The organism is Bradyrhizobium sp. ARR65, from assembly GCF_000472385.1.
Classification (GTDB): Bacteria; Pseudomonadota; Alphaproteobacteria; order Rhizobiales; family Xanthobacteraceae; genus Bradyrhizobium.
This window is the reverse complement of sequence record NZ_AWZU01000038.1, coordinates 19,440-36,423: the sequence shown is the minus strand read 5'-3', so window position 1 is coordinate 36,423 and position 16,984 is coordinate 19,440. Positions and strand designations below refer to the sequence as shown.

The 16,984-nt window shown below is 56.7% G+C and carries 13 protein-coding genes and 2 pseudogenes; 8 read left to right on the top strand and 7 right to left on the bottom strand.

The genetic code is table 11. The annotated features are described in order from the left end of the window. Positions 1-649: 649 nt before the first annotated feature. A pseudogene (locus tag F758_RS53440) lies at positions 650-1,210 on the bottom strand (transposase); the annotation flags it as partial. Positions 1,211-1,469: 259 nt separating this feature from the next. Between F758_RS53440 and F758_RS0131075 the strand changes: the two are divergent. From F758_RS0131075 to F758_RS0131065, 3 genes are read left to right on the top strand one after another with little or no spacing between them, the layout of a single operon-like run. Then, on the top strand, positions 1,470-1,964 hold the full coding sequence (locus F758_RS0131075) for a hypothetical protein (RefSeq protein WP_024511561.1): 495 nt from the start codon (positions 1,470-1,472) through the stop codon (positions 1,962-1,964). Between the two features lie 60 nt (positions 1,965-2,024). Next, complete coding sequence (locus tag F758_RS0131070) at positions 2,025-3,020, top strand: 2-ketoarginine methyltransferase (RefSeq protein ID WP_035723624.1); 996 nt, start codon at positions 2,025-2,027, stop codon at positions 3,018-3,020. 15 nt (positions 3,021-3,035) lie between these two features. Then, positions 3,036-4,169 carry a beta-methylarginine biosynthesis bifunctional aminotransferase gene (locus tag F758_RS0131065; RefSeq protein ID WP_024511559.1) on the top strand — a complete coding sequence of 378 codons (1,134 nt, stop codon included), beginning with the start codon at positions 3,036-3,038 and terminating at the stop codon, positions 4,167-4,169. A gap of 133 nt (positions 4,170-4,302) precedes the next feature. Here F758_RS0131065 and F758_RS0131060 read toward each other — a convergent pair whose 3' ends face one another. The 3 genes and pseudogenes from F758_RS0131060 to F758_RS49935 all read right to left on the bottom strand — a co-directional run. After that, positions 4,303-4,599 (bottom strand): transposase, encoded by a 297-nt coding sequence (locus F758_RS0131060; RefSeq protein WP_024511558.1) that lies wholly within the window; start codon positions 4,597-4,599, stop codon positions 4,303-4,305. A 198-nt stretch (positions 4,600-4,797) separates the two neighbouring features. Further along, positions 4,798-6,366, bottom strand: a complete 1,569-nt coding sequence (locus F758_RS0131055; RefSeq protein ID WP_024511557.1) for a porin — start codon at positions 6,364-6,366, stop codon at positions 4,798-4,800. A 1,002-nt stretch (positions 6,367-7,368) separates the two neighbouring features. Beyond that, positions 7,369-7,541: pseudogene (locus F758_RS49935) on the bottom strand (transposase); the annotation flags it as partial. A gap of 659 nt (positions 7,542-8,200) precedes the next feature. Here F758_RS49935 and ectB point away from each other — a divergent pair. Together ectB and F758_RS0131040 are read left to right on the top strand one after the other, a co-directional pair. Further along, the gene (gene ectB / locus F758_RS0131045; protein ID WP_024511555.1) at positions 8,201-9,472 is read left to right on the top strand and encodes a diaminobutyrate--2-oxoglutarate transaminase; all 1,272 of its coding nucleotides are present in this window, start codon (positions 8,201-8,203) and stop codon (positions 9,470-9,472) included. Continuing rightward, entirely contained in the window at positions 9,450-10,292 is an 843-nt protein-coding gene (locus F758_RS0131040) for a 2OG-Fe(II)-dependent halogenase WelO5 family protein (RefSeq protein ID WP_024511554.1), read from the top strand. Before ectB ends, F758_RS0131040 begins: the two co-directional genes overlap by 23 nt. Positions 10,293-11,154: 862 nt before the next feature. Here the strand turns inward: F758_RS0131040 and F758_RS52130 are convergent. Both F758_RS52130 and F758_RS52125 read right to left on the bottom strand, forming a co-directional pair. Beyond that, positions 11,155-11,514: a hypothetical protein gene (locus F758_RS52130; RefSeq protein WP_024511553.1), complete on the bottom strand. Its 360-nt coding sequence runs from the start codon at positions 11,512-11,514 to the stop codon at positions 11,155-11,157. Further along, a complete protein-coding gene (locus F758_RS52125) occupies positions 11,505-12,215 on the bottom strand; it encodes a recombinase zinc beta ribbon domain-containing protein (RefSeq protein WP_245286632.1) in 711 nt (236 codons plus the stop codon). The genes F758_RS52130 and F758_RS52125 overlap by 10 nt, the downstream gene beginning before the upstream one ends. Positions 12,216-12,300: 85 nt before the next feature. Here F758_RS52125 and F758_RS44795 point away from each other — a divergent pair, with 85 nt between their 5' ends. After that, a complete protein-coding gene (locus F758_RS44795; protein ID WP_035723598.1) occupies positions 12,301-12,519 on the top strand; it encodes a hypothetical protein in 219 nt (72 codons plus the stop codon). Between the two features lie 1,879 nt (positions 12,520-14,398). Here F758_RS44795 and F758_RS0131010 read toward each other — a convergent pair. After that, a complete protein-coding gene (locus F758_RS0131010) occupies positions 14,399-14,875 on the bottom strand; it encodes an Lrp/AsnC family transcriptional regulator (RefSeq protein ID WP_024511551.1) in 477 nt (158 codons plus the stop codon). 452 nt (positions 14,876-15,327) lie between these two features. Between F758_RS0131010 and F758_RS53435 the strand changes: the two genes are divergently transcribed. Together F758_RS53435 and F758_RS0131000 are read left to right on the top strand one after the other, a co-directional pair. After that, a complete protein-coding gene (locus tag F758_RS53435) occupies positions 15,328-15,603 on the top strand; it encodes an aldehyde dehydrogenase family protein (RefSeq protein ID WP_157450225.1) in 276 nt (91 codons plus the stop codon). Positions 15,604-16,401: 798 nt separating this feature from the next. Continuing rightward, on the top strand, positions 16,402-16,878 hold the full coding sequence (locus F758_RS0131000; protein ID WP_024511549.1) for an Lrp/AsnC family transcriptional regulator: 477 nt from the start codon (positions 16,402-16,404) through the stop codon (positions 16,876-16,878). Positions 16,879-16,984 lie beyond the last annotated feature (106 nt).

Genomic DNA, 16,984 nt, shown 5'->3' with positions numbered 1-16,984 from the left:
TTCGGCCTTCATCGCCTGCGCAAGTTTGGCACGATTGGCTTTGTCACCGCTCCTTTTGTGCGCTTCGCGCTCGTTTTCGGCGGTCCGCTAAGTATTCGCGGGCTGTGGCTCCATCACTGGTGGGCCGTTTGAGAACCTTCAAGACATCATCGAGTTGCACTGGATCCGATAAAGGCGATGTCCGTCACCACTGACCACGAAGGGAGAATCCGGGGAGCAGAGCTGGGCTCCATTCAAAGCTTGTTCATCTCGCACGTGTGGCCAAATGCGATCCGATGGTTCAGCTTCGAGAACTTTTCGGTCAACCACGCGTCCAACTTAGTTCGGAGCCTCGTCCGCCGCTGGAGCACGTTCGCGAGCCGCGACACCGACGATCTCAAGTCCGCCGCCTTTATATTTCGCGTCCAGCTACACCAGATAGAGTATCCCGGCTACACATGGTCCACACCAAAGCGCCAAATTCGACGATGTACACTTTCCCGCGCTGGACGCTCGTGAGGGCTGTTCAGCAGCCAACCTCTCTGCCTTTGTCGGAAGAGCCGGAGACTCGAAGCGCAGCACTATGTTGCTCTCCGAAGCTATTACCAACCATTCCGCGACTTGCCCGCGAACTGTTTTCTCTCTCAGAAACGCGGCACGGGTGCAATGGGGTGCCGATCGTCCGCTTGCGACCGCCTCGACGACGAGCCTCTCTTTCTGCTAGAGCCGGAACAGTTTCTTGAGGTGATCAGATAGCCTTCTTGAGCAGGACATGCAGGAAGCAACGGCGCAACGGCGCTCTCAGTCGATCGCGCTCATGCGGCTGGAAGGCGGCATCATCCAGCGGGGTCCTCGGGTATATCATGGTCATGCAGCAACACCGATGGCTTTATAAGCCACCGTTCACTCATCCAGTTGCCATCCATGAGGTGCGCGACGGCTTTCCGCTTGCCAGCGGGGACGTCACCACTTCTTCCCCAACTGGTCGTTCAGGGCCGCAATGTCGAGCTGGCGTCGGCCAGCAGCCGCTTCAGCCACGCGTTTTGGTCCTCCAGCGTCTTCAGCGGCTTGCGCTCCGAGACATCCATCGCACCGAAGTTGGCCTTGCATTTGTAGATGCTTGCGCCCACTGACGCGCTGCTTGCGGCACAGATCGGGCGACCGAGGCGTCGGTCTCGGGCTTCTTCAAAATCCCAATGATCTGCTCTTCAGAAAAGCGGCTGCGCTCCATCCTCTGGCCCTTGCCGTGGGCCAGAACGAATTTCAAACTGGATTAAGCCCGTGGGGCAAGATCAGAGCCAATATTCCAACCTGCGGTTTACAGCTATGGTCCCGCCGCGCAATGCGCTCGACTAAATATCGCATTGTCAAGCCACGCGAACTAGGAGTTCTAACCGTAGGCCGACGCTGATAGAGACAGCTTCGCCTGGGGCGGCAGTGTGCAACTTCGTCACTCCCGACATTCCAGAGGCAGAAAAAGAGGAGACCGAATGTTCGATGCAATCGTCGCCGCACTTAGGTATTGGGCTGCTCAAGCTGGCAACTCCACCGCAATAGTTTCCGAAGGCCATCGCCGTGTTTTCTACGCTGAGCTGAATCTTCGCGTCCGAGATCTCGGCTATCTGATGGCGAACCACGCGTTAGGCGAAAAAGTCGGTGTTTTGATTCTGCCCGATGGGGTTGTCGCGGCCAACCGCGGCGGCGAAAAGATTGCTCCGCGTGAGATCGACGAGGTTCTGCTCCCATATCGCGTGGTCCTGGGTCCGGGAGGGGGCAGGATGATGCCGACGCTCGATTTTTTTGACTCTTCCGCCCTTATGGTAACGAACTGGAGAAAACACATCCGGTTCCGCCTAAGCGAAAAGGCATTCAGAACGGAGCGTACGTGTGAGTGCCGTCGAGACAAAGGTAGTCGGTCGGGGTGGAGGAAGCCGGCCTTTTTCCGCGTGAGTTTGATAGGCCCGACCGCTTCAAAGACGTTCTGAGGGATCTTGTCGATCTCGAGAATCTAGTAATCGACTATTGGCTATACGGTGGAGGCGCAAGTGGAGAAGAATTTTGAGGCGGTCCTTATTGAGAAGCTGGAACCCATTCGAGGCTTCTTTCTGGCACAGGCAATCTTTCACTTTTTCTCCAGTGGGCTCTTTGACTCACTCGCGGAAAAGCCAAAATCGGTGGGGACTCTTGCAGCTGAGCATAGGCTGAACTCCGATCGCCTTACCGCCTTTATGCAATATCTCGGTAATGAGAACATTGTTGTTTTTGACGGATCAATTGTGCAGCTGACGTCGTCTGCAAGAGAATTCGGTCAGTATCGGCCATGGTACGAATTGCTAGTCGGCGGTTACGCGGAAACGCTACTTCAAATTTCGGATACTCTTTGTGGCGCTGGTTTTGCTAGTCGTTGCGACAGGCTTGTCGGTCAGGGTAGCTGTGGAATCAGTGAATACGATGCAATTCCGCTTGTCCAAAACCTGCTAACGCGGCTGCCTTCAGCGGCCCTTGAGATCATAGATTTGGGTTGCGGTGACGGCCGATTTGCGGCGAGAATTCTTGACGGATTGCCGGATTCAAATGGAATAGGGGTTGATGTATCACCCCCGGAGACCTCTCCTCACGAAAGGCTAAAAATTGAACAGGCCAGTGCCCTCGATTATGTCCAACGACTTGCTCCACGACTCCAGTCGGAGCCACCATCCGTCGTAGTTGTGGCATTCGTGCTGCAGGAGTTGTTAGGACAGGCTGGTCGGCCAACCGTAGTTGAATTCCTCAGGACTTTGCGAGTTAAAGGCAGATTCGTAGCTGTCGTCGAGGTCGATTATAGACCAACCGATCCGCGGGTGATGCGGCATGGACTTGGCCGCGCCTACTACAATCCATACTACTTGCTGCACAACCTGACAGCCCAACGACTTGCGCCGATCGATTTCTGGGAGGCCCTGTTTTTAGAAGCCGGATTTCGTCCCATTGCCTCGGGCGAGGTTAGCTTCGAAATCGATTCAACGGGGCTTGAGTTCGGCCGTTTGCTTTCACCCTACTGATGGAGTACGGACGTAATGCAATCTAATCTTTTGTCCCCGTTGGGAAGGCGATTAGCCGCGGCGGCCGCACGCCCCAACCGGCAATGGCGCAATCTCGTGGAGAACTTTCCGGTGTGGCCAGAGTATCCCGAGTTTAAGGATAGAATCCTTCTTGATGACTACGAGTACGGAGAAACGCAAGGACATCCTACGCTGATAAATGAGATCGTCTCGCAAGAGAGGGAGAGGGGCGTTGCGCTCACGGGTCGGAACATACTCGTTACAAATGGTGGTTTCGATGCGCTGTCTCTTTTAGCGCGTCATCTGACGTCGCGTGGCATCACAACGGTTATCTGCGTTGCTCCTGTACTCGATAGCATCAAACGTCTTTTCAATGCGAGCGGACTTGAAACCTACTTGATCGAATGGGATGAAATTGTCGATATAGATTTTGTAAAGCTGGGCAAACGAAGCGTCGTCTACCTAAATACGCCGCATAATCCGACGGGTCGATGCCTAAGTGAAGACTTATGGTCGGATCTGCAAGCGAGGCGGTCGAGTCGAGGCGCCTCCATAATTTTTGACTTGGTGTATGGTGATTTCATTCATAGCACGGGCGTAGTGCGCTCGCCCCTATCTAGTCTCAAGAATTGGGACGACTGCTATGCGATCAATAGTATGTCGAAGAACTTCGGAGCTCCTGGGCTAAGGATTGGCTGGATTGTGGCTGATCAAAAAGAAATTGGCCTGTTGACTGGCCGATTTGAGTTTGAACGTGTCTCGGTCAGTGCTCGTGCGCAGAGAAGGGCTGCGCGGCTCCTGCAACACGGGGCAACGAGCCTGGTCGAGCGTGTTCATCGTGGTCGCGATCTCGTCTGTACCTGGGCCTCTAACCTCGAATTGGCGCACGAGGTTCCATCGGGGGGAACCCAACTGTGGCTTTCCTTAGGATCAGTTGATGCGGAAGCGTTTGCGGACAGAATGATGGAAGATCATGCCATCATTCTCGCAACTGGCGCCAACTATGAGCCGGTTCTTCGCAATCACCTGAGGCTACCTTTTGGCTGTGACCCGTCAATTTTGAGTTTGTCCTTGTCTGATCTAGCTCATTGCGTTCGGAATTGGCGTACGCATCCGTCGGCAGCCGCGTCGCAGGATGACGGGCAGTGACTGTCCTTATGGACGTGTGTGGATGCCCCCATTGGAAAGCGTGGAGCGTGATCGGGCGCTGACATGTGTCCGGCCTCTGATGCGGCTGTTTACATGCCGCCGGCCCGTATCGGATTCGCGGAGCGGATCCAATTCAGTATCGCGCCCTCAGGGCGCGTGTCCTGGTTACGGGCGCAAAAGCCGGGCCGCACGTCTCCGCCTGACGTAAAGCCTGCCGGTGAGCTTGCCGGCGCCAACCGAACAATTGCTGCGGCGTCAGGCCATGTCGGCGCGCCACCGCTGTCACGGTCTCACCATCGGCGTAGCTCTCGGCGACAATCTGCGCCTTCTGCTCTGCCGTCCAGACGCGGGGCCGTCCCGTCCGGGTAAACACCTCGAGCCGATGCACCGGCTCCGGTTTGGATTTGTGCAAAAGCTCTGTGTCCGACACGTGTCCAGCTCGCTCGACGCAGCTGGCGGACATTCGCCTATCGGCCTGCGGCCTTGAAGGTGGGTTTAACGGCCGCTTACGGTGCATCGCAGAGGCGGATTCGTTCTTCGATGACGAAAAGGCCTCCGGTGGGCATACCGAAGGCCTTCCTTGGAGGTTAACGTCGGTCGAGATTCTCTCCTTTGCTGCTAGTTAAAATCAGAAGTTGCGCTGAGCACGGAGCAGGAGGAGCAAAGTGTCCTGGTCCTTGAGCTCGTAAGTGGCGGCCGGTTTGCCGATGGCGTTACTGCCGGGGTAAGCGACCGTGCCCACCATATTCTGAGCTAGATGGGTGTAGGTAAGATCAGCCGAGAACGACAGGTTCTTGACTGGGGTCCACCGAGTAACCAAACCAAGTTGCGCAATGCCGTAATTCGGGTTGCAGGAGGTGACGCCCGCACCATAAAAGGCCTGGAATGAACCACCCGTAACACCGTTACCGCAGATCAGAGTCTTCGCCCCACTGCTGTACATGACGCCAGCGTATGCACCGTAGAGCGAGCTGCTCCAGTAGGGGTTCCAGTTATGGTTGAACCCACCGCGCATACCCCAAGTCTGGATCCGCTGCTGAGAACCTCCATTGTTTGCGAACACCGTGTCGGGAGCCATCCCAAATCCGATGCTCTGGTAGGCTCCCGGTAAATTTGTGCCGCCAAAGATCGTCATAGCAGCGCCCTGGCTCAAGTCTTGGATGTTGAAGCGGGTGGCGCCGTTCGTATACACGCCTGAAATATTGATCGTGTCACCAGGTCCAGTCGGGACGTTCCTGATCGTCGCACCCAACTGAGCAGCATAGCCCCAAACGTCGTTTGGATGGCCAGTAAGTTCATTTGCACCATAGTACGCGGCGTGATTGTCATGCGCCGCCACCGAGGCCCGGACCATCCCCCAAGCCTGGTCGACACTAACATTACCGATAAAATCAGGAGCATACGTTCCAGCGTAGTCGCTGGTGCCAAACGGGCCGAGGGCAGCGGTGCCAAGGCCACTGGCGCCAACGCCGACGTTGACGACACCAGCTTGAGTCGATTGGATAGGATCCTGCGCCGAAATCGTGGCCGAAACACCGCCGCCGAATTCGGCCGTATAGGAGAACTGGTTGGTGCCAATGACACTGCCGCCGCCACCGACGAGACCGTCGAAGTTGTTACCGGGATAGTTCGACCACGGCATGGAAAACTGCGATTGCGCCTTACCTATCGTGAAGCCCGCGAATTGCATGAAAGCATAGTAAAGGCCGAATGAACCGAAGGAGTTATTGCCCGCACCTGCGTTAAACGGAGCGGCACCATTTGTCGTTCCAGGAAGAAGGGAGTAAACAGTCCCTCCGGCGCCGGTTCCTGCTTGGGTGTCGTCCGTCCAAGTAAACGATAGTTGCCCGAAGGCACGAACCACACCGTATTCGGTCGCGGTGCGCGTATCGATTTCCACATATTGACGGGCGCGCCAAGTGAAGGCGTTTGTGAACCGATTTCCCGCGGCGCCAGCGCCCGATGTGTTTCCAGTGTCAACGCTATTCGAGTTGACCAGCATATCCGCGCGAAGATACCCACCCAGCTTGATACAGGTGTCAGTGCCCGGAATGTAGTAGAAGCCTACGCCATACAGGGAGCAGATCCTCACGTACTCGACCGGCTTGGCCTTGACGGCAAGATCGGCAGCCTCTGCTCCGCCTAGCATGATCAGACCCGCCGCGGAACCGAGCAAAAGGCTCGTGGCCATCTTCATAAAAGTCCTCCAAATTGCTTCGCCTCAAAAGTGGCCGCTCAACCGTTCAGAGAGTAGCCACCTTCGCCCCAATCATTCTCGACCTAAAGGGCCTTTCTCAAACGCCACTGAAGATTGAACCAGTGACGTCGCGGTGCGGACCATCCCGCCCCTCGCTTTGTTACGTTGACAGACTGCGTTCGTAATCGGCGCGCAAAATGTGTACGGAACGAACCAAAGTGCGTGCGCGTCCGGCAAACGTGCTTTAGTCGCGCCAGTTCGGTACGCTTCGTGCAAATTTGGTGATGAACGTGCGTTTCGTACGCTTGATCGCCTAGTTAGCGTGGTGCTGTGCTATACTGTAAGGAGAACGTTTGCGGACTCTCGGTGCTGTTCACGTCAATACAACGCTCTATCCCGGCAATGCGGCTCAAGCGTTTGTTCGCGGTGCTCCACCTTCAAGCCCACAGGCTGATATGTCTGACCGCAAGCGCGGGCTAGACACGTTTCGGACACCGAGCTTTCGCACAAATCTCAGCCGGAGCCGACGGACCAAGTGCTTGCCGGGGCAGGACGGTGCTGTGCCTGGACGGCAGAGCAGAAGGCGCAGATTGTCGCGGAGAGCTAGACCTACGGTGAGATCGAGCGGCGGTGGCGCGCCGACACGGTTCTGACGCCGCAGTAGTTCGGTTGCCGCCGACACAGCCTCTAGGCGAGGCCGAGAAAAAGCGGCCGGTCGTTTGCGCTGTTGCTATCGAAGAACGTCGAACAACCGAAACATGCGCCGATTGCGCCGGCAGCACCAATCGGCTCACATCTGTGAGTGTGATGACTAAGCCGGCAGACTTCCGGCGCGGCGTCGACAGCCGTGCTGCGCTGGTGCGTAAGCGGCTCAAACATGGTGCCAGCGAAACACGCCGTCGAATCGGGCAGACCGCCTCAAACTGCTGCCGATCGCAAAATGAAGATCGTCCTGGAGAATGGATCACACGGCACTTCTGGGGAGAATTAGTCAGGCATCAACAGCGTCCTCAGCTGCTTGGCCTCGGAGACGTCCATCCCGCCGAACTTGGCCTCGATTTGTAGATGCTGGCGTCGCTAACGCTATGCTTGCGGCACAAATCGGCGCACCGAAACGCCGGCCTCGTGCTCCCTAATCCCGATGATCTGCTCTTCCGAAAACGGCTACGCTTCATGCTCTGGTTCTTGTCGTGGGCCAGAACGAGTTCAAACTGGCTTAAGCCCGTGGGGCAAGGCCAGTATATGCTAGCGCTAACTGCTCTCGACTCCGCCAGCTCGTTGAAGCGCTGAGACCCGTTCAGTTTGCGAAGTCGACGACGCGCGCCTCATGGCGGGATACAGACGGGCCTCCGGATCACAGAAGACTACTAGTCTTAGTAGGTTTACTGTTCGCATTTCTCCGTTAAATGAGCGGGGCCATTTTGGGAGACAGGCGTCAAGCAAATACAGGTCCCGCGAAACGCGCGTACGTTCCAGGCGTAGATATTGTCAACCGCAAGCACAATCTGAGAGAAGCGGGTTTGGTCATGGCACCACTTAAAGGAGATTACCATGAGTAGACTGATTGCCGAGGCACGCCCTGTGGCGAGCCTCGAAGCCATAGAATTGAAACTCTGTTCATACTTGCGTTTGTGTGAGGCGATGTTTCTGGCTGTGGCTTATCCAATCCGCAGGCCGAGTTCGCGGCTGATATCGACGCTCGCAAATCAGAGAGGCCGCAACTATCGGCGAAATCAACGGCCTGGAATGCCTCGTCGTGACTCTGGGTTCAGATCTCGCTGATAAACATCTACCACCAACCATACGCGTTCGATGCATGCAGATGGCCCCTAAAATGAATACCGATGTTTTCGCGGTTCATGAGTCTAACGTTCGTCGCTATGGGCGATCGTTTCCTACAGTATTTACGAAGGCCCTTGGGGCAACAATCTGGGACGAGAGCGGCAAGACCTATATTGATTTCCTTGTGGGCTCTGGCGCACTCAACTACGGACACAACAACCCGAACATTCTTGGACCAGCAATTGAATATCTCTCTGGCGGGAACATTCTTTCGTCGCTTGATATGTATACAGCGGCAAAGCGTGAATTCATTGAAGTGTTTGTCGATTCGATCCTGACACCTAGGGGCTTTTCCTACAAGATACAATTTCCTGGTCCGACCGGCACAAACGCTAACGAAGCGGCGCTTGCGCTGGCGCGAAAATATACCAACCGCCCGAGCGTCATGGCCTGTACAAATGCGTTCCACGGCATGTCGCTCGGCTCGCTGGCTGTGTCCGGGTCGGCGTCGACGAGGGAGCTGGGCGGTGTTGCTCGCCATGATGTCATTCGTGTCCCGTACGATGGCTATCCGAACCGAGCTTTCGATTCCGCGGGTTACATCGACTACGTATTGGGCGACCCAGGGAGCGGCATAGAGAAGCCAGCAGCAATCATTCTGGAGACAGTTCAGGCAGAGGGCGGCATGAACACCGCATCCGCAGCTTGGCTCACAGAAATCCAGCGTATTTGCCGTAAGCACGGCATTGTTTTCATCGTCGACGATATTCAAGCAGGCGCGGGCCGAACGGGCGATTTCTTCTCCTTCGAGTTCGCGAAAATCGAACCTGACATCGTCTGCCTTTCAAAATCCCTAAGCGGTTCAGGTAACCCGTTCTCGCTTGTTCTCATTCGCCCCGACATGGACGTATGGAAACCGGGAGAACATAGTGGAACCTTCAGAGGCAACAATCTCGCCTTCGTGACTGCAGGGGCCATGTGCAAAATGTGGTCCGACAGCCAGTTTACTGCAGGCGTCGAACGGACAGCGGTCAAACTGCAAACTCAACTTGATCGCCTCGTTGCGAAATTTCCAAATTGTATCGAAGAAAAGCGCGGCCGCGGCCTGATGGCTGGGCTCAAGTGCCGTTCACAGGCCCTTGTCGACCGTGTGCACGATGTGGCGTTCGAAAACGGCCTGCTCATCGAATCTTCAGGGCCAAATCGCGACGTGATCAAAATCCTTCCGCCGATAACTATCACCGACGACGAACTCGATCATGCCATCGCCATCCTCGATGATGCACTACAGGAGCAAGCCAATGATAAGTGCCGAAGTGTCTAAAGCGCCGACCATCTCGCCTCTTGCGATCAGAGAACGAATCGGCTCGATCCGCACTGCGGAGATCATCTCAGTCCTGAAAGGTCAGATTACGGGCCTGCACATCAGCCGAGCTTTCAGCATCGAGATAGCGGAGGAGATTGCCGCGAATTTTATTCGCAATCCCGGTCTCAAACAGCGCAAAGACGGCGTTCCGGGACACTATATTGGCGCATCTCACTACAGGAAGGATGCAGCCACGTATTTCGCAGAAGCGGAAAATGCGCGACCATTCGTCGAGGCCCTTTTGGGCAACTTGGTTGATCCGGTTCGCGGGTTGTTCGATGCGTTGAAACGCGACTTGCATAATCAGGGCATTGAATTGCGGCTGACCCGTTCGGAGCACCGTCAGGCTAATATTTGTCGCGCTTTTTGTTGGTCTGGTACCGGCATGTATGCCTTGGAGCCTCACGACGACGTCGCTCAAGTCGTATGTGCCGGGAACGATTACGAGATTCCTGCGGTAGCGAACAACACCGTCGTGGCACTTAACCTATATGTGAGCATGCCCGACGAGGGTGGCGATCTGCGCATCTGGAGCCACAAGCCGACATCCGTCGACCGGAAGTCGCAAGGGGTGGAGACTACCGGGTATCCCTATTCGAAAGCTTATCTCGAGGCGGTTCCTTTTCACGACCTCCGGCTCAAGGCCGGGGATATCGCTCTAATCGATGGTGGTTTCATTCACGGGGTCACCCAACCATCGACCAAAGGAAAGCGCCGCCTTCTCCTGAATAGCTTCTTCGGGTTTGCGCGACCGGATCTTGTTCTCTGGTGGACCTGAAGTTGGCTGTCGCAGCCACTGGCCATTTTTCGCGGGAGTTGAGACTTAAATATGCCTCATAAGGATGAGACCATTCCGTAATAGATCGCGCGCTGATTTGATGACCAGCGACACTCTTTAATAGCGTTGCCGGCGGGCAGGGCGTCGCGGCGCCAGGTTACGGCGGTGGCCGGCAAAGCGCCGAGCTTCGTGGCGATCTAAATTGGTGCTGAGAACGGTAGCGAGACTGCTGACAACTCCAAGCGCATTTCTTCAGCACAGACCGCGCTTTTGGAGAGCACCCGCCGGTGGTTAGGCGCGGGGTGAATCGAGATCGAGGTGAATTGGGCGCCCATGCGGGCCGGACCCGGGTGGAGCTTGCGACGCTTTCCGTGGTACTCTCGGCAGTTCGGCGCCTCCTGTGATTGCGCTACAGGCCGGCTCAAGGTGTTGATGGCGGCCCAGCCGGTCGAAATCGGTGCACACGCTTTCGACGCTGGTGAATGAAGCGCTGCGGGCGAACCCCTATTGCGCCGATGCCTTCGAGTTGCTCAGTAAGCGTATGCGGCGGCAGACGGCAGCGCCATGGTGCTGGTGACGAAGTGGCTGCACAAGGCGCGCTCGACTTGGCTGCCGATCGCCGATGGCGTGGTGCTTCTAAGTGCGACGCAGCTCGCAACGTTGCTCGATTACGCATGTTGATGGCCCTCCTCGTGAGGCTCAGTGATTCTGAGATCGAGATGATCGAGCTCATGATTGCGTAGTTTTCGAACAGCCTCAATCACGCGCGACGTGTTGGAGAACAGATGTGCGCCGGAAGGATGACGATCGATCAAAACGCGCCCTTGCCTGATCTGAACGTAGAGCCAATTCACGGGAATGTTCAATACGCCGGCAAGTTGCTGTGCGCTGAGCAAATCGGTTGAATGCCGCCATCGTGTACGTTGCTCGGTAAGCCCCTTGAGGCCAGCGTGTCGGTGACGGCTCCGCCGCGCCAGACGATCCTCATCCTGACGACGTCGTGCTCGCCGCGGTCGAGGATCACCTTGTCGATGAGACAGCGCAGCGCTTTGCGTTTCGCGTCGGTCGTGCTCGGGTCCGTCCAGATCTCAGGCAGACGGCCGGAGAGGCGGACGACTTTGTCGTTCAGCGCCTTGTTGCCGACGGTGATCTGAGCGATAGCCTGGGGAGACTTCAAACGGGCCAGGGCCTCCTCTGCGACTCGGACCTCCTTCAGAGCCACCTCCCAAGGCGCTCGAGCTCGGCGGCGATGAGCCGGCAGGATCGACGCGGTTGAACTGACGTGCGGCGAGCGCTGCTTCGTAGCGCTGGCGTTCGAGCTGCTGCTCGGCACCGCTCTGCATTGCTTTGTATGCCTGTTGCTGAGCGCGACGAGCGCACGACAATGCGTCGATCTCGGCCGGCGCCAGCGCTGTGAGGAACGCTTGCCACGGCCGCGTCAACGCGGCGAGCACGGATGTATTGGCACGCCGGCAGTCCCTGATGCGAACGCAGGTGATTGCAGACGTACTCGGCTCCACGCTTGTAGCGAGCGTACATCTTGTGACCGCATCTTCCGCACCATGCGATGCCTTGCAGCAGTAGTTCGCCCCTCACGTGGAGCCCCCTGGTCTTGTTACGCATGTATCCTGCTCGGTTGTCGCTGATGCTGCCCCTGATGTTCTCGTAGCTTTGCCAAGCGATATAGGGAGGATATCGGTCCTTGACGATGATCCGCCATTGCTCGATCGGCTTCGGCACCTTCGTCGGTAATCTTCCCTCCGACGGTTTGCGGAGTCGTGTCCGTCCGTAGACGACGGCGCCCGCATAGGCAGGATTCTTCAGAATCGCTGCGACCGCGGATGTCGTCGCCCCCGCCCAATGCAGATCGCCGTGACGATCGCGGCGCGGCAGCTGCACACCACGGTCGTTGAACTCACGCATGACCTTGCCATGGTGCGCACTTTCAGGAAGATCTCAAACAGCAGCTCGAGCCCTTCCTGCACCTCCAGGTTCCACGCGGCTTGAAGTGCTGAAGAACCACCTGATGGGTCGTCGACTGCCGGATGTACAGGACCGCCCGTCGCGCCAGGTGTATCGGCTTGACCAGCTCGGATTTCATGACTTGCCTTCGGCGACCTCGTTGACGATTTGGCGCTGCAGTGCCGTTGACAGCGTGACCCAAAAGTCTTTCGGATCGATCGGCATCGTGTTCGAGCTGCTCAACCAGAGAGATCAGATCGTGTAGTGCCTCGACGCTCAGCTTCGTTCGATTCTCTATCGACATCCGTGGTTCGGTCGCCGCGACCGGAATCAAAGGCTGGCACCGTCTCGATATTCGACCTCGTACGAAAACGGGAAGCCCCCGCGACGATGAACCGAGCGCGAATGACGCGGAACGCGTGGCCGAACAGCGGATGCGTCGGTTCGCACACTGTAATTTCGATGGCAGGTGACTCGTCAGACTCCCCAGAGAGGATATTTCGATGTGCCCTCGCTCGATGGACTTGAGTGGACACGTGTCGACTCCGGCAGTGAAGCAACCGACGTTGTTGGCTGAGGTGAGGTGAGGAGTTCGCTGGAGCCTGTGTCTCGCGGACGTATCGTTTGATTCATGGCCATTCGTCCTGACGCTCTCCCGGCCGGTCCAGCAGCTCCAAGCGAGATGGTGCGCGCTCGAGGCTGATAGCGAAATGGGCGTGAGATGTAGACTCAAGGACATGTTGTTCGGAAGCGTTCGGAGCGCTTTGCCGCGGAAGCGGCCAAGCAGCTCGCGCTTGAGCGCGGCGATCTCGAGACCGACGCTCTCACAGTCGCGCAAGCAGGCGCGCCGCAACCATCTGCGCCCGGCCTAAGCACCTGCCTCTTGTGAGGAGGTGCTGGAACGGGCGGCGATGGCTTGTCCGTGCTGCCAGAGTCACCTCCACAAGAGCGGCGAGGACGTTAGCGGAGGGCTGGACGTGATCCCGGCGATCTCGCGTACTGCGGACGGTCCATCCCAAGTCTGGTGCAGCTGCACCAATGATTGTGGTCCGGGCGAAGATGTGCCGTATCTGATTACGAGCGGTATGGCGTCGATTGAACTTGTGACCCACGTCGTGGTCTCAAAGTTCGCGTGGTATCCGCCACCGCCACTGTACCGGCGTTAGATTCTGGCTGGTCAGGGCATCCATCTCGATGCCCGGCACTCGCCGGCCGGGTAAACCGTGCCGTCCGGCGGGTTAGAACGTTTATGAAGTCGACCTGCCGGCGATTCAGCCCGCGCCGAACATATTCTACGAGCGACCAATGTCGGTGCTTGATCCTGGACAGCATCGCACCCGCATCTGCCAGTTCTGGGCCCCTCCACTGTCCCTACGAGTTCGCCGATGCGGCGCAGGGCGAAGATCGCGCAATTGACGGGCTTTTCCAGCATTCTGCAGGTGAATGGCTATGCCGCCTACAAGCCACTCGTCCGCCATCATGACGGCGCGATTCAGCTCGCCTTTGCTGGCCCATGCCCGCCGCAAATTTGTCGAGGCGTACAAACCGAGCCAAGCACCCTAGGCGCGGAGGTGATCGAACGTCTGCACGCCGCTCTATGGAGATCCACAGCAGCGGTGCGGAACAACGGCTGGCCGTCAGTCGCCCTGAGCGGCGCCATCAAGTATGTGCCTTTGGTGCTCTGTCGCTCAACGTCGTCGTCGATGCCCTCTGCAAGGTCGGCTTGCGGAGCTCGGGCGATGGTTGCAGGAGGGCGCTGATCTGCACCCTATCGCCGGCGGTATTCTGACGCTAGACAGCTACGTCGCTGTGATCGTGGTCAGATTGGTGCCGCTCGCTAGATTCGCCGGCGTTCGCCGTCGATGCGAGGCTTGCGGCAGCAGGCCAGCGCTCTTCCCGGCTTTCAGCGACGGCTAACCAGTCGCCCCGACGTACCGGAGTTGGCCACAACCTTCGTCCGCTGGCGAAAAGTTCGCGAAGAGAACAGGCACGATATTCGCGGTACCAATCTGCAAAGATGTCCTCTCGGGTCAAGTGTTGAACACACCGTATTTAGATGAGCGACAGTGCGGGCGTTCCGCGCTTTAGTCGGAGAGCGACGAGAAAACGCTCAAGGCGTACATCTGCGGGCTGAGTGATCAGCGTCAATCTTCACTCGGAACTTCAATTGGAACAGCAAAACCCGCTTTTACGCGATCCAATACCACCATCGTCTTGAAGCCCTTGATGTTCGAGTTCTGATAGAAGAACTGCCGAGTGAACTGCTCATAATCATCCATGCTACGCGCGGAAATATATACGACGAAATCGGCTTCGCCGGTGACGTAAAATCCATTGACGACTTCAGCTGACGACTTGATAGCCTTCTTGAACTTATCGACTATGTCGGACCGCTCCCGCTCCAAAGTCACTAGCACAAGCATTTGAATGGGTCTTCCTACCGCCTTCGGCGAAACGATCGAGACATCTCCCTCAATGATGCCTTCCGAACGGAGCCTCTTCAGCCGTCGCTGACACGCGGTCGCAGAAAGCCCCACCATCTCGCCGATCGCCTCGGAGGTTAGACGGTTGTTCCTTTGCACGATCTCGAGAATGCGGGCGTCTATTCGATCGTATTGCATATGGCGCTCCCCCTTCCGGCGAATTTCATCGCAAGATGGCTACACTGCGCAGGAAATCCTCTCAATGCCAATGCGCCACAAAAGATGTCTACAGCAGTATGCCGATTGCATAGGGTAATTTCAACAGCCGGCCCGTCGGAGTTCAATTCTCCTTCAAACCACTCGACACAAACGTCCGCTTTCGAACGGGCGCGCTACGAGACATCTGCGAACTTGCGGCCTTGCGATTTTGTTGCGGAGAGCTGCTTTCGTTCGCGGTTCTGGATGCGAGCGAACAAATCGGCGTTGCGGTCGATCCGGTTATTGGGGAAGAGATCGAGGACGTTAGTCCTTGCAGCACCGCCACGGCAGCTGAGCGATCGGGCTAACGTGCATATGGCGAGACGATCCCCAGCTCTGCACTGCGTAGTCTGGTTCAGGTACGAAGGTAGCCAAGCGGTCGCGCGGCGCCGATCACTCCGTGGAACGATTCTAGTCGGCATTACACGAAGGCTGGGGCGGCTCTTGCAACCGATTGTCCGGTCGTAGATACAAGACACCGCTCTCTGCTCTTGCTGTGGGCCAGGTTGGCTCAAGAAAGCCGGCTCCTATCCGGTGCGGTTCAAGTGCTCGTCGGTAATCCAATCGATCTTTCGAGCCCTCTGTTGCGCGATAAAAGAATACGCTCGTTTTCGTTCGCGAGTTCTGCCCGACATGGCCATCTGCTTTGGAAGGCGCCGAGACCGTAAAGATCGTATCACTCGAGTCAAAGCCTGTTTACAATCAGGATCCCAAATCGGTGAAAATTGTTTCAAGGCCGAAAATGTGGAGATCAGCCTTTAATTGGATAGACGGTAATTGGATTGACACGGTTGGTTGGCAGCGGATTGCAACCGGAGGTCCCCGATAAAGTTGATGACCTGACTGCAGCGGCAGTGACGGCCGGCTCTTTGAATGCGATGCTGCTGGCCGAGCGGCACGAGAGCTAGCGGCTGCGCCAGATCATCAAGGAATTCCGGCGTCATCGCAGTGGCCGGAAGGCATAGTCGCTCCCTGAAGAACAAATTCTGCTCGGCCTCGAGCGATGAGGAACAGGTCGGGTCTACAAGGATGCCAACCGTAAGCGCGACTATCCCTTCATTCAATCCGACTTCGTCGGCTATACATCACTGAGGGAGATTAACGAGTGCACCGGCCCGTAGCAAAAGTGAACGCGTTGTCGTCTCGAAAGCCTGCGCACAAGGCTGTCCAAAAACAACGACACGACCAAAGCGATCAATTACTGCCTCAGCCGCTGGAATGCATTCACCGGGTTCCTCGACATGGGGCGCTGTGCATGTCGAATAACACCAACGCGAGCTACGGGCGGGTCGCAAAAGAATAAATTGGAGGCTCAGATGAGGACGCGTCACGCGGTCATTTATTGAACGCGCTGCGCGTTCAGGATAATGTCACAAACGGATTTACGTCGCACTTTGCCGTCATTCGGATAATTTCCTGCATTGAGGAGCCGTTTTGCGGTGAAATTTACCGGGAGGGGAGCCCATATGCAATACGATCGAATAGACGCCCGCATTCTCGAAATCGTGCAGAAGGACAACCGTCTAACGTCCGAGGTGATCGGTGAAATGGCGGGACTTTCTGCAACCGCGTGTCAGCGACGATTGAAGAGGCTCCGTTCGGAAGGCATCATTGAGGGCGATGTCTCTATCGTTTCGCCGAAGGCGGTAGGAAGACCTATTCAGATGCTTGTATTTGTAAACTTGGAGCGGGACAGCCCAGACACAATCGACAGGTTCAAGAAGGCCATCAAATCGTCTCCTGAGATCGTCAGTGGCTGTTCCGTCACCGGCGAGCCTGACTTCGTTCTTTACGTTTCGGCGCGGAGTATGGAAGATTATGACAGGTTCACTCAGCGTTTTTTTTACGAGAACTCCGACGTAAAGGGCTTTAAGACAATGGTGGTATTGGACCGCGTCAAAGCGGGGTTTGCCGTTCCAATTGAGGTTCCGTGCGAGAATTGACAGTTATTCAGGTCAGCACCTCTACCACAAGGCCCCGCAGGGTTACCACGAGGCCCCGCAGGGTGATATTGACGAAGTTTTAGCTTCTAGTCCGGCGGCCATAACC